The sequence below is a fragment of the Rathayibacter sp. AY1A2 genome, assembly GCF_002930935.1.
Classification (GTDB): domain Bacteria; phylum Actinomycetota; class Actinomycetes; order Actinomycetales; family Microbacteriaceae; genus Rathayibacter.
Window position 1 is genome coordinate 141,477 of record NZ_PSTP01000006.1, and the last position, 12,321, is coordinate 153,797.

Here is a 12,321-nt window from a genome sequence, read left to right on the forward strand (position 1 = left end):
GGGTTCAGGCCGGGGGCGCGGCGACGCGCTGGCCGACGACGGCCGAGACGCCGTCCTGCCGCATCGAGACGCCGTAGAGGGCGTCCGCGATCTCCATGGTCCGCTTCTGGTGGGTGATGACGATCAGCTGGCTCGAGGTGCGCAGGTCCTCGAAGATGCTGAGCAGTCGGCCGAGATTCGCGTCGTCGAGGGCGGCCTCCACCTCGTCCATGATGTAGAAGGGGCTCGGCCGCGACTTGAAGATGGCGACCATGAACGCCACGGCCGCGAGCGAGCGCTCCCCTCCGGAGAGGAGCGACAGCCGCTCGATCTTCTTGCCGGCCGGCCGCACCGCGACCTCGATGCCGGTGGTGAGCAGGTTCTCCGGGTCGGTCAGGCGGATGCTGCCGGTGCCGCCGGGGAAGAGGACGGGGAACACGTCCGCGAACGCCGCCTGCGTGTCGTCGAACGCGGAGGCGAACACGGTCTGCATCGTCTCGTCGAGCTCCTCGATGATGGTGAGCAGGTCCCGCCGGGTCCCGGTGAGGTCGGCCAGCTGCTCGGTCAGGAACGCGTGCCGCTGCTCCAGCGCGGCGAACTCCTCCAGCGCGAGCGGATTGACGCGGCCCAGCTGCCCCAGCTGCTTCTCGGCCTTCTCGAGGCGGCGGCGCTGCTCCTCGCGGACGTAGGGCCGCGGCTCCTGCTCCTCGTCCGTCTCGTCGGGGACGCCGACTCCGGGACCGTACTCCTCCACCAGCACGTCCTCGGTGAGCCCGAGCTCGGACGCGGCGCGCTCGAGCAGACCGGTGAGCTGCAGCCTCTTCTCGTAGATCTGCAGCTCGAGGCCGTGGACGCTCTCGGTGACGGACTGGAGCCGGTCGCGCACGCTCCCCTCCTCGCGGCGGAGCCCCTGCAGCTCGGCGTTCTGCTGCGAGCGCGCCGCCTCGGCCGCGACGAGCTCGGCCCGGGCCTGCTGGACGGAGCGGTCGACGGAGGCGAGGACGGCGGGGAGCGCGGCGGTCACCTCGGCCGCCGCGTCGCGCTGGCGACGGCGGATCACGGCGCGGCGCGCGGCCTCGTCGGCGGCGGCGCGGTCGGCGGCCAGCTGGCGGGCCAGCGCCTCCCCGCGGGACTGCTCCGCCCGCACCCGCTCCTTGGCGGTCTCGACGCCGAGCCGCGCCTCGATCTCGCGCTCGCGTGCGGTGTCGACGTCGCGCTGCAGACCGTCGCGGGCGCTCGCGTCGAGCACCGGCCGGGGCCTGGCGCGCGCGGCGTCGAGCGCCGACCTCGCCTCCTGGGCCGCGCGCTCGGCGTCGCCGACCCGGTCCGAGGCGACAGCCAGCGCCCTCGAGCCCCGGCCGTGCTCGGCGGTGGCCGCCTCGAGCTGGGCGCGCACGCCGCCGAGCCGCTCGGTGTGGGCGGCACGGGCGGCGTCGTGCTCGCGGAGGGCCGAGAGCGCGCTCGCGGCCTGCTCCTTCGCGCCGCGGAGCGCTCCGGTCTGCTCGGCGAGTTCGAAGCGGAGCCGGTCGATCCCGCCCTCGACCTCCTCCAGCCGGGCGGCGGCGGAGTCGCGCTCGGAGACGAGCTCGATCCGGCTGCGCTGCCCGCCGGAGCCGGCGCTCTGCACGGCGTCGGAGACGGTCGCGCCGTCGCGGGTGACCAGGACGGTGCCCGGATCGATGCGCTCCCTCAGGCGCCGCGCCGCGGCGAGGTCCTCGACCACGAGGAAACGCTCGAGGAGCGAGAGGACCCCGGCCGGCGCCGTGACGAGGTCGCCCGCGCGTTCCGCCCCCTCGGGAACGGTGAGAGCGACGTGCGGCCGGGCGGCGTCGGCGACCAGCAGCTCGACGCGTCCGAGATCGCGCTCCAGCGCGGCGTCCAGAGCCGCGTCGGCTCGGGCTGTCGACTCGACCAGCACGGCGTCGGCGACCGCGCCGAGGGCGGCGGCGATCGCGGCCTCGGAGCCCGGCCGCACCTGGATCCGCTCGGCGACCCGGCCGCGCACCCCCTCGATCCGGGCGGCGATCAGCTCGGCCGAGCCGTCCGAGACGTCGAGGGCCAGCGACAGGGCACCCGTGCGGGCGGCCAGCGCCTCGCGCTCGCGCTCCAGGGCGTGCAGCTCCTCGCGCAGCCGCTCGATTCCGGCCTCGGCGGCCGAGACCGCGGACTGGGCGAGCTCGTAGCCCTCGTCGAGGCCGCCGTCGGGGCCGCGGCCCGCGTCGTCCAGCTCGGCCTCCAGAGCGTCGAGCGCCCGCCGCGCCGCCTCCTTCCGCCGGTCGGCCGCGTCGAGGGTGTTCTGCGCGCGCAGGACCTCGCCCCGGACGGACGCGAGACGGGAGGCGGCGGTGTCGGCCTGCCCCGAGAGGGTGGAGAGCTCGAGGTCGTAGCGCGAGACGAGGGCCGCCTGCGCGGCGATCTCCTCGTCGACCGCGTCGAGGGCGGAGCGGGCGGCGACGGTCGTGCGCTGCGCCTGGACCCACGCCGTCTCCGCGTCGAGGACGGCCTGCCGCAGGCGCTCCAACTCGACCCGCGCCTCCTCCACCTGCGCCGGCGTCACGCGCGGCTGGATCTGCGGCTGCTCGGACTCGAGCTCGAGCATCGCGAGCCGCTGCCCGGCGAGGGCCGAGAGGTTGCGCAGCCGCTCCTGCACCGACTCCAGCTCGAACGAGGTGCGCCGGGCGTCGTCGACCGCGTCGCCGACCGCCTCCGCCTCGATCCGCGCTCGCCGGAGCGTCGCCTGCTCGAGCCGCTGCTGCAGGACCACCCGCTCGCTGTGCCGCTCGCTCTCGGTGCGGGCGAAGCCGTCCAGAGCGGTCCGGAGCGCGACCACGTCGTCGGCGAGCAGGCGCGCCCGGGCGTCGCGCACCACGGCGGCGATCGTCTGCGCCTGCCGTGCGACCTCGGCCTGGCGCCCGAGGGGCTTGAGCTGGCGCCGGATCTCGCCCGCGAGGTCGGAGAGGCGGGTCAGGTTGGCCTGCATCGCCTCGAGCTTGCGGAGCGTCTTCTCCTTGCGGCGTCGGTGCTTGAGGATCCCGGCGGCCTCCTCGATGAACCCGCGCCGCTCCTCGGGGGTCGCGTGCAGCACGGCGTCGAGCTGTCCCTGCCCCACGATGACGTGCATCTCGCGCCCGAGACCGGAGTCGCTCAGAAGCTCCTGCACGTCGAGCAGCCGGCAGCCGCGTCCGTTGATCGCGTACTCGCTGCCGCCGTTGCGGAAGAGGGTCCGGGTGATCGTCACCTCGGTGTACTCGATCGGCAGGGCGCCGTCCGAGTTGTCGATGGTGAGCGCGACCTCGGCGCGGCCGAGGGGTCCGCGGGTGGAGGTGCCCGCGAAGATGACGTCCTCCATCTTGCCGCCGCGGAGCGTCTTCGCCCCCTGCTCCCCCATCACCCAGGCGAGCGCGTCGACGACGTTGCTCTTGCCCGAGCCGTTGGGGCCGACGACGCAGGTGACCCCCGGCTCGAAGGCGAACGTGGTCGGCTGAGCGAAGGACTTGAACCCCTTGAGGGTCAGGCTCTTCAGGTACACCCGGCCGCCTCGCTCCCGTCCACAACGCCTCCACGGTAGCCGACGGCCGCGGCCGGGCCGGGAGGCGGAGCCCCGACCGGCCGACGGACCGCCGCGATCCCGCACCGGAACAGGCGCAGGAGGCCGCCGCGGGCGCCGGGACGTGCACACTGGGGTGGTGAACCGCACCTCCGACCCGGCGCTCCGGATCCGCGAGCTCGCGATCCCCGAGGCCGTGGGCGCCGACGGCTGGAGCGACTTCCTCGCCCTGACCGCGATCGGCGATGCGGTGGGGACCGCCCCGGACTGCCGGGCCGTCTACATCTGGAACGCCGAGGAGAACCGACCGATGCTCGCCGTGAACGAGGCCGTCGGCTTCACCCCCGTCGCCCACGAGGGCCAGTGGAGGAAGGAGCTCTCATGACCCCGCTCGTCGAGCCCGGACCGCCGCTGACCGCCGCCGAGCGCGAGCGGTTCGCCCGGCAGATCCGCCTGGCGCCCCTCGGGGAGCTCGGACAGCGGCGCCTCCGGAACGCGCGCGTGCTGATCCTCGGCGCGGGCGGCATCGGCTCGCCGGTGATCACGGCGCTCGCCGCGGCCGGGATCGGGCGGCTCGGCATCGTGGACGGCGACGTCGTCGAGCTCTCGAACCTGGCGCGGCAGACGGCGCACGACGACTCCTCGGTGGGCCGGTCGAAGGCGGAGTCGGCGGCGGCGACCGCGCGGCGGCTCTCCCCCGGCATCGACGCCCGGGCCTTCCCGGTGTCGCTGATCTCGGCCAACGTCGACGCCCTGGTGGCGGGCTGGGACGTCGTGGTCGACGGCTTCGACACCTTCGGCGCGCGCTACCTCGCCTCGGACGCGACGACGCGCGCCGGGATCCCGCACGTGTGGGGGTCGGCGCTCGGCTTCGACGGGCAGCTCTCGACCTTCTGGGCCGGCGCTCCGGGCGGAGGGGTGACCCTGCGCGCGCTGCACCCCGAGGCCGAGGACGCGGGCGACAGCTGCTCGACGGTGGGCGTGCTGGGCGCGCTCTGCGCGCTGATCGGCTCGGCCATGGCGGCCGAGGTCGTGAAGCTCGTGACCGGGGCGGGCGAGCCGCTGTTCGGTCGCGTCCTCGTGCACGACGCTCTCGACTCCTCCTGGGCCGAGCTCCCTCTCGAGCGGCGGGTGCCGCCGGTCCCGGAGCGGCGGGCCGCGGCGGGATCGATCACGGCGGCCGAGCTGCGGGAGCGGCTGGCCGGGCCGACGCCCCCGACCGTCGTCGACCTCCGCGAGGACGACGAGGACCGGACCGTCGCGGTGCCCGGTGCCGTGCGGATGCCGATGTCGCGCTTCGACCCCGTCGCTCTGCCGGCCGGTCCGCTCGTGCTGCACTGCGCCTCCGGGGTCCGATCGCGTCTCGCGGCGGAGCGCGCGGCGGCGGCGGGCGTGGCGTCCGACTCGCTCGACGGCGGGATGGCGTCGTGGCGGGAGCGGTGACCCGTGCCGCGGCCGCGTGCGCCGCGGTACGGGTGGGGTGAGGCGCACCCAGCGCCCTGCCGATCGGCGACCCGGGATGTTCGGTGCTCGCAGCGGAGAGGATCCGTCCTTCTCCGCGGATCAGGGCGGAGCAGTGTCCGAAGCTGATCGGCGGTGGCGTGCTCGCGGCCACCGTTCCGAGGAGAGCACCCATGCCGACGCCTTCACCGCACTCCGCGCGGCAGGCGGCGCTGCTCGATCCTCCCGACCCGCTCGACCCCGGCGCGGAGGCGTGATGCCCGAGGTCTGGAGTCCCGCCGAGAGGCGGCTGCGTCGGCTCGGCTGGATTCCGCGGCGCCCCCTGCCGCGAGGTGCCGTCTGCGACGCGATCGTCTCGCCGCGCCTCAGCCTCAGCCGCGCCTGGCTGCAGACCGGGGAGTTCGAGGTCCTCCCCCATCCCGGAAGGCTCCGCGTGCTCTTCAGCCTCGACGGGACCGGCCGCCTCTCCGCCCGGGGCCGCGACCACCGGCTCCCGGCCGGCAGCGCTCTCGTGACCCGCGCCTCGACGGTGCAGTACGCGGCGGCGCTCAGTCCGTGGGCGCGCTTCGAGTGGCAGCTGCGCCCCTCGGTGCTCCGCGCGAGCGAGTTCGCCTCGCTCACGGACCGGGTCCTCGCCCTCCCCGAGGCCTACTGGCGCGCACTCACCGGTGCGGCGAACACCGTCCTCACTTTCGGCGTCGAGCCCTCGGACGCGGCCTTCGAGCACTTCGAGATCGCGAGCGAGCACCTCCTGGCCTCGGCCTTCTCGGCGCTGCTGCCCTCCTCTGACCGGGAGGACCGGTCCCCCGCCGCCGTGTACGCGAACGGCACGCGCCTGATCGAGCGGCACTACCGCGACCGCTCCTTCACGGTGGAGACGCTCGCGGAGAGTCTCGGCGTGTCGGTCAGCCACCTGCACCGGGCGTTCTCGGCCGCCGGCACCACCCCTCGTCAGCGGATCGAGCGCGCGCGGGCCTTCGAGGCGCAGCGCCTCCTCGACGAGCTCGGCCCGCGGGCGGCGACGGACCTGGACCGCGTGGCGCGGTCGGCCGGCTTCAGCTCGCGGATCCACATGCAGCGGACCCTCCGCCGGATCGACGACGCGGGCTGACGTGCGCCGCCGCGTCCCCCGCGCCGGACGGGCTCCCGGCGAGGAGGCGCCCTGAGCGGCTCCCCCGGCCCGGCGGCGCGACGGAACGTCCACGGTCGGGCATGGAATCTCGTCGCGGCCCGTTCCGCGTCGACCGGAGGCCGGACGTTCGGCAGGATCGGCGCGTCCACCACCCCTCGCAGGAAAGAAAGAAAAGGAACACCATGACGGACACCAACTCCCTGGACCCGACGGCAGCGCACTCGCGCTCCCTCCCCCCGCGGATCGACTCGACCCGCGGGGGGCCCGCCCGGCGGACGATCATGTCGGGTGCGGCCTGGTCCGTCCCCGTCGTCGCCGCGGCGGTCGCGACCCCCGCGGCCGCCGCGTCCACCGGCCTCACCCTCGCCTTCGACGCCCCGGCGTACTCCTTCCCCGCCTGCACCACGAGAACGGTCTCCGTCCTCGCCACGACCAACGGCGCTCCCGCTGCCGGCGACACGGTCACCATCACTCTCCCCGCCGGCCTGACCAGCGGCGGCGCGCAGACCGTCAGGGCGACGACCGGCGCGGACGGACGCGTGAGCATCCCGGTCACGGCCGGGAACGTGGCGCAGAACGGCATCACCCTCTCCGCCGTCTCCGGCGCCGCGGGCGCGACGGCGACCGCGAGCACCACCGCGACCACGGGGACCGCCGTCCGGTACGTCACCGACGGCGGACGGACGACGACGGAGTCGAACGGCAACGTGCCCTCGGGAGCCAAGACCGTCGGACCCCGGTACTACCTGACGGAGTCGGGCGAGCTCTATCACGGCGGGGGGCGGATCGCGCGCGGCGTCACGAGCGTCCAGGGCTTCCGCGACGAGCAGAACCGCGACGTCGCCGACTTCGTCGTCGACGGCGTCTTCTACCGCTTCGTCACCGGAGACGCCGCGCCGAAGGCCATCGGGAGCGGCGTGCCGGCCGGATCGACGGTCCATGCGCCCGCCTTCTACGTCACACCGAACGGCGAGCTGCGGCGCGCCGGCGGAGCCCTCGTGACCACCGGAGTGACGAGCGCGGACTCCTTCCGCGACCAGAGCAACAACGACGTCATCGACGTGATCGTCGGCTCGGAGCTAGTCCGCTACATCTCCTCCACGAAGAACCAGGTCTACGCCAGGAACGTTCCGGCAGGATCGACCGCCTTGGCGCCCTCGTACCACCTGACGCCGGACGGGCGCCTCTTCAACAGCAGCATCCTGGTCGCTACCGGGGTGACCAGTGCCGACGCCTACCGCGATCGACAGAACCGTGACGTCGTGGACGTGATCCAGAACGGCGCTCTCGTCCGGTACGGCGCGTTCGCGGACAGGACGCAGCCGCAGATCCGCGTCGCCTCCGGTGTGCCCTCCGACGCCACCATCTTCGCGCCGGACGCCTACGTGACCCGGGACGGCCGGGCCTTCGTCAGCGGCGTGCTGGTCGCCACCGGAGTCTCCTCGGCGTTCGGATTCCTCGACGTGCAGAACCGCAACGTGCTCGACACGATGACCAACGTCCTGTGCCCGTGACGCACGGGATCGGCCGCTGATCCGGTCCTGCCCCGCCGCACGCGGGTCCGAGGGAGGCGTCCCGCGGGTCCCTGTGCGGCGGGACAGGACCAGTCCGTCCTCGGGATGCAGCGTCCTCCAGAAGCGCGGACGCACCTGCTGCGGACCGCGCGGAGCGGACGCACGGGTCCGGTCGAGGACGGCTCGTCACGGAGGGCTCTTCGGGGTCAGCCGCCGGCGAACGGCGGCAGGACGTCGACCGCGGCATCGGGACGCAGCGGCGTGGCCCTGTTCGCGGTCGACACGCCGTCGACCAGGTAGGTGCACCGTGCGAGCACGTCGGCGGCCGAGGGCGCGGAGGCGACGAGTCTCTCCTCGAGAGCGCCCAGGTCGGGCACCTCGTCGAGCTCGTCGGAACCACGGCCGAGGGCGGCCTTGGCCGCCGCGAAGTAGCGGACCCGCATGCTCATCCGCCGATCGCGCTCATCGTGCGCTCGGGCTGCACGAAGCCCGCCCGGTTCATCTCGTGTCCCGCGGGCTTGGCCCACATCGCCCCGCGCCAGAGCTGGGCGACCTCGTGGTCGTCCGCGCCCGCGCGCATCGGGCCGAGCAGGTCCGTCTCCTCGTTCGAGAAGAGGCAGCTGCGGACACCTCCCTCGGCGGTAAGCCGGGTGCGGCGGCAGTCGTCGCAGAAGTTCTCGGTGACGGACGCGATGATCCCCACCTGGCCGAGCACCTCGGACCCCCCGGCCTCGCGGACGTCGAAGAGCTCGGCGGGGGCGCCGTCGCGGGGGGCCGCGTGCGGGCTGAGCGAGAAGCGCTCCGAGAGCAGCGCCCGGATGTCCGCGGCGGTGATCATGGTCGCGCGGTCCCAGCCGTGGTCGGCGTCGAGCGCCATCTGCTCGATGAAGCGGAGCTGGTGGCCTCCCGCGAGGGCCCAGGCGAGCAGCTCCGGGGCCTCGTGGTCGTTGATCCCGGGCAGGAGCACTGCGTTGATCTTGGTCTGGTCCAGGCCGGCGGGACCGAGCGCGTCGATGCCCGCGAGCACGCGGTCGAGGAACGGGCGACGGGTGACCTTCGCGAAGGTCTCGGCGCAGATCGAGTCGAGCGAGACGTTGACGCGGTTCAGGCCGGCGTCGGCGAGCGCCGCCGCCCGACCCGACAGGCCGATCGCGTTCGTGGTGAGCGAGATCTCGGGGCGCGGGTCGAGGGAGGCGACGTCGCGGATGATGTCGACGAGGTCCTTGCGCAGGAGCGGCTCGCCGCCGGTGAAGCGGATCTGGCGGACGCCGAACTGCTCCACGGCGATGCGCGCGAGGCGGAGGATCTCCTCGCGGCTGAGCAGGGACGCGGGCGGCTGGAACGGCAGGCCCTCCGCCGGCATGCAATAGGTGCAGCGCAGATTGCACTTGTCCGTCAGCGAGATCCGCAGATCGTCCGCGACGCGCCCGTAGGTGTCCAGGAGGAGCGGGGTGGCGGGGCGGTCGGCCGGGAGGACCGCGCTGCGCTGTCGGGGCCGGAAGCCCGGGATCCCCAGTGCTGTGCTCATCCGCTCACACTACGCCGCGGAACCGGGCGCGACCCGGCAAGATGGACTCGGTCCCGCCGCCGGTCGGGCTCCGCCGCTCGCGAGAGGACACGATGACCTCGATCGACCTGCACGCCGCCCGGGTGCGGGCGCTGCTCGCGCCGCTGGCCACGCGGGGTGCCCGCGAGACCCTGAGCCTGGAGCCGGCCGCCGTCGCCGCCGATCCGGGCGCGTACGACCGGCGGGTCCTCGCCCGCTCCGTCGACTCCCCGCTCGACCTGCCGCGCTTCGACAACTCGCAGATGGACGGCTTCGCGGTGCGGGCGGCCGACCTCGACGCGGCGGCGCCGGAGCATCCCGTCGCCCTGCCCGTCTCGGCGCCGATCCCCGCGGGCGACCGGGCGCCGCGGCACGAGCCCGGCACGGCGACACCGATCATGACCGGCTCGCCGCTGCCGGAGGGGGCCGACGCCGTCGTCCCGGTCGAGCGCGTCGATCCTCCGCGCTTCCCCGCGGCGGGCAGCGTCGCCTTCGCGCACCCGGTGGTGCCGGCGACCTTCGTCCGAGCCCGGGGCAGCGACGCCCGCCGCGGCGAGCTCGCCCTCCCGGCCGGCACGGTCCTCCGCGCGGCCCACTACGGACTCCTCGCCTCCCTCGGGCTGACCGAGGCGGAGGTGCTGCCGCGACTCCGGGTGCTCGTCGTCCCCACCGGCAACGAGATCCGTCCCGCAGGCGCCGTCCTCGAGGAGGCGCAGATCCACGACGCGAACGGCGCCCTGCTGGCCGAGGCCGTCCGCGAGGCGGGCGCGCTGCCCGTCGTCGCCGCCTGCACGAGCGACCGGGCCGAGGACCTCCTGGCGCTGCTCGAGGAGCACGCGGGCGCGGCCGACCTGGTGATCACGGTCGGCGGCGTCAGCGCGGGCGCCTACGAGGTCGTCCGCGACGCGCTCGGCCCGGCGGGCTCGGAGTTCGGCCACGTCGAGATGCAGCCGGGCGGCCCGCAGGGCCTCGGTCTCGTGCGCGTGGCCGAGGGGCTGCACCTGCCGGTGGTCTCGCTTCCCGGGAACCCGGTGAGCGCCCTGGTCTCGTTCGAGGTGTTCCTCCGGCCTGTGCTGCGCTCGCTCGCGGGACGGACGCCCGCCGAGCGGCCGCGGCTCCGTGCGCGCCTCGGCACGGCGCTCGACTCGCCCGCGCACCTGCACCAGATCCGCCGCGGAGTCCTCGACGACGAGGGCCTCGTGCACCCGGTGGGCGGGCCCGGCTCGCACCTGCTGGCGTCCTACGCCCGCTCCACCGTGCTCATCCACGTCCCCGTCGGGACGGACCACGCAGCGACCGGCGACACGGTCGAGATCTGGAGGATCGATGACTGAGAGCGATCGTCTCACCCATGTGCGCGGCGACGGAGCCGTGCACATGGTCGATGTGAGCGCGAAGGAGGTCACGGCGCGCACCGCCGTCGCCGAGGGCTACGTCGAGACCTCGCCCGAGGTGGTGCGGCTCCTCGAGCAGGGCGAGCTGCCCAAGGGCGAAGCGCTCGGCGTGGCGCGGATCGCCGGGATCCTCGGCGCGAAGGCGACCTCGACCCTCATCCCGCTCTGCCACCCGCTGGCGCTGGACGGCGTCGACGTGGACCTCGAGCCGCAGGACGGCCGCGTCCGGATCGAGGCGCGCGTGCGCACGACCGGGCGCACCGGCGTCGAGATGGAGGCGCTGACCGCGGTCAGCGTGGCCGCTCTCACGGTCTACGACATGATCAAGGCGGTCGATCGCGGTGCCGCGATCACCGGTATCCGTGTGCTCGCGAAGGCGGGCGGGAGGAGCGGCTCGTGGACGAGCGGAGGAACCCCGTGACGCGGCGGGCGGTGGCGGTCGTCGCCTCCACCCGTGCCGCCTCCGGCGTGTACGAGGACCGGACGGGACCGGCGCTGGAGGCCTGGTTCACCACCCGCGGCTGGGAGTCGCGGGTGGTCGTCGTGGCCGACGGCGACGCGGTGGGCGAGGCGATCGCCGACGCGATCGGCAGCGGAGTCGACGTGGTCGTGACCACCGGCGGGACGGGCGTCGCCCCGAGCGACGTCACCCCGGAGCAGACCGCCCCCCTCCTGGAGCGGCCCCTGCCCGGCCTCGCCGAGGCGGTGCGCGCCAAGGGCGCCGCCCACGTCCCGACCGCCGTGCTCAGCCGCGGGCTCGCCGGCGTCAGCGGCCGCACCGTCGTGGTGAACCTCCCCGGTTCCCCCGGCGGCGTCCGCGACGGGATCGACGTGCTCGACCCGGTGATCGGGCACCTGCTCGACCAGCTCGGAGGCGGCGACCATGCCCGCTGAGCCGGTCGCCCTCGCCCGGCTCGCGGCCGAGGCCATCACCGTCGACGAGTGTGAGCAGGCGGTCGACTCCCCGACGCACGGCGCCGTCGTGACCTTCGCGGGCGTCGTCCGCGACCACGACGAGGGCCGCGGCGTGCTCCGGCTGTCCTACGAGGCGCACCCGGACGCCCCCGCCGCACTCCTCGCCTCCGCCCGCCGCATCGCCGAGCGCTGGCCCGACGTCCGGATCGCCGCCGTGCACCGGGTCGGCGACCTCGTGGTCGGCGACCTCGCCCTCGCCTGCGCCGTGGCCTCGGCCCACCGCGCGGCGGCCTTCGAAGCCTGCGCGGCACTGGTCGACGACATCAAGGCGTCGGTGCCGATCTGGAAGGAGCAGTCCTTCGTCGACGGCAGCTCGGAGTGGGTCGCGAGCCTCGGCTGATCTTCCTTCGAGCCCGTCCCCGCCGGGCTCGGCGCGGTCGGCCGGAGAGGGTGGTCACGTTTCGCAGAGCGGGGAGCGATCGCCTAGATCGATCCGCTGGCACGCGGATCGATCGTTCGGCTCGGGGGTGTTTCACACCGAGCCCGTCCCCGCCGGGCTCGGCGCGGTCGCGGTGCTCGTCCCCGAGCCCGTCCCCGCCGGGCTCGGCGCAGTCGGCTTTCCGGCGTGGATGCGATTCGCAGAGCGGGGAGCGAGCGCCTAGACCGATCCGCTGGCACGCGGATCGATCGTTCGGCTCGTGGGGAGAGCGAGGGGGTGGCGGGTCGACATCGGGAGGTCGCCCACTGATCCGCAAGGTCGGGGCCCGGGGTGTGGCGCAGCGGATGGCGGATCCGCCGGGGGGACGGGGAGCGGAGCCGCGGCAGGACGGGGT

11 protein-coding genes are annotated in these 12,321 nt (G+C 74.8%); 8 read left to right on the forward strand and 3 right to left on the reverse strand.

Translation table 11 applies throughout. The features are described from left to right. Window positions 1-4: 4 nt before the first annotated feature. Window positions 5-3,508, reverse strand: a complete 3,504-nt coding sequence (gene smc, locus C5B93_RS08100; protein ID WP_104292200.1) for a chromosome segregation protein SMC — start codon at window positions 3,506-3,508, stop codon at window positions 5-7. A gap of 157 nt (window positions 3,509-3,665) precedes the next feature. On the opposite strand from smc, the gene C5B93_RS17790 reads away from it, so the two are divergent. The 4 genes from C5B93_RS17790 to C5B93_RS08120 all read left to right on the forward strand — a co-directional run bounded on the left by C5B93_RS17790 (window position 3,666) and on the right by C5B93_RS08120 (window position 7,633). Further along, window positions 3,666-3,911, forward strand: coding sequence for a hypothetical protein (locus tag C5B93_RS17790; RefSeq protein ID WP_181068360.1), 246 nt, complete (start codon window positions 3,666-3,668; stop codon window positions 3,909-3,911). After that, complete coding sequence (locus C5B93_RS08110) at window positions 3,908-4,969, forward strand: ThiF family adenylyltransferase (protein ID WP_104292201.1); 1,062 nt, start codon at window positions 3,908-3,910, stop codon at window positions 4,967-4,969. The genes C5B93_RS17790 and C5B93_RS08110 overlap by 4 nt, the downstream gene beginning before the upstream one ends. Window positions 4,970-5,243: 274 nt before the next feature. Continuing rightward, complete coding sequence (locus C5B93_RS08115; protein WP_104226887.1) at window positions 5,244-6,098, forward strand: AraC family transcriptional regulator; 855 nt, start codon at window positions 5,244-5,246, stop codon at window positions 6,096-6,098. Window positions 6,099-6,301: 203 nt separating this feature from the next. Next, window positions 6,302-7,633 carry a hypothetical protein gene (locus C5B93_RS08120; protein ID WP_104257350.1) on the forward strand — a complete coding sequence of 444 codons (1,332 nt, stop codon included), beginning with the start codon at window positions 6,302-6,304 and terminating at the stop codon, window positions 7,631-7,633. Window positions 7,634-7,839: 206 nt separating this feature from the next. On the opposite strand, the gene C5B93_RS08125 is transcribed toward C5B93_RS08120, so the two are convergent. Both C5B93_RS08125 and moaA read right to left on the reverse strand, forming a co-directional pair. Further along, on the reverse strand, window positions 7,840-8,082 hold the full coding sequence (locus C5B93_RS08125; RefSeq protein ID WP_104247637.1) for a MoaD/ThiS family protein: 243 nt from the start codon (window positions 8,080-8,082) through the stop codon (window positions 7,840-7,842). Beyond that, window positions 8,079-9,161 carry a GTP 3',8-cyclase MoaA gene (gene moaA, locus C5B93_RS08130; protein ID WP_104226889.1) on the reverse strand — a complete coding sequence of 361 codons (1,083 nt, stop codon included), beginning with the start codon at window positions 9,159-9,161 and terminating at the stop codon, window positions 8,079-8,081. Before moaA ends, C5B93_RS08125 begins: the two co-directional genes overlap by 4 nt. A 92-nt stretch (window positions 9,162-9,253) precedes the next feature. Between moaA and glp the strand changes: the two genes are divergently transcribed. The 4 genes from glp to C5B93_RS08150 are packed head-to-tail and all read left to right on the forward strand — an operon-like array spanning window position 9,254 to window position 11,888. Beyond that, on the forward strand, window positions 9,254-10,513 hold the full coding sequence (gene glp / locus C5B93_RS08135; RefSeq protein ID WP_104272942.1) for a gephyrin-like molybdotransferase Glp: 1,260 nt from the start codon (window positions 9,254-9,256) through the stop codon (window positions 10,511-10,513). Beyond that, window positions 10,506-10,994 carry a cyclic pyranopterin monophosphate synthase MoaC gene (gene moaC, locus C5B93_RS08140; protein ID WP_104232482.1) on the forward strand — a complete coding sequence of 163 codons (489 nt, stop codon included), beginning with the start codon at window positions 10,506-10,508 and terminating at the stop codon, window positions 10,992-10,994. Before glp ends, moaC begins: the two co-directional genes overlap by 8 nt. Beyond that, window positions 10,970-11,467, forward strand: coding sequence for a molybdenum cofactor biosynthesis protein B (locus tag C5B93_RS08145; protein ID WP_244229433.1), 498 nt, complete (start codon window positions 10,970-10,972; stop codon window positions 11,465-11,467). Before moaC ends, C5B93_RS08145 begins: the two co-directional genes overlap by 25 nt. Then, window positions 11,457-11,888, forward strand: coding sequence for a molybdenum cofactor biosynthesis protein MoaE (locus tag C5B93_RS08150; RefSeq protein WP_104226891.1), 432 nt, complete (start codon window positions 11,457-11,459; stop codon window positions 11,886-11,888). The genes C5B93_RS08145 and C5B93_RS08150 overlap by 11 nt, the downstream gene beginning before the upstream one ends. The last annotated feature ends 433 nt before the right edge of the window (window positions 11,889-12,321 follow it).

What these genes read in the sequence shown, in the direction of transcription:
- C5B93_RS08110 (WP_104292201.1), top strand. Translation starts at nt 3,908, where the DNA reads ATGACCCCGCTCGTCGAGCCCGGACCGCCGCTGACCGCCGCCGAGCGC.
- C5B93_RS08115 (WP_104226887.1), top strand. Translation starts at nt 5,244, where the DNA reads ATGCCCGAGGTCTGGAGTCCCGCCGAGAGGCGGCTGCGTCGGCTCGGC.
- C5B93_RS08120 (WP_104257350.1), top strand. Translation starts at nt 6,302, where the DNA reads ATGACGGACACCAACTCCCTGGACCCGACGGCAGCGCACTCGCGCTCC.
- C5B93_RS08125 (WP_104247637.1), bottom strand. Translation starts at nt 8,082, where the DNA reads ATGAGCATGCGGGTCCGCTACTTCGCGGCGGCCAAGGCCGCCCTCGGC.
- moaA (WP_104226889.1), bottom strand. Translation starts at nt 9,161, where the DNA reads ATGAGCACAGCACTGGGGATCCCGGGCTTCCGGCCCCGACAGCGCAGC.
- glp (WP_104272942.1), top strand. Translation starts at nt 9,254, where the DNA reads ATGACCTCGATCGACCTGCACGCCGCCCGGGTGCGGGCGCTGCTCGCG.
- moaC (WP_104232482.1), top strand. Translation starts at nt 10,506, where the DNA reads ATGACTGAGAGCGATCGTCTCACCCATGTGCGCGGCGACGGAGCCGTG.
- C5B93_RS08150 (WP_104226891.1), top strand. Translation starts at nt 11,457, where the DNA reads ATGCCCGCTGAGCCGGTCGCCCTCGCCCGGCTCGCGGCCGAGGCCATC.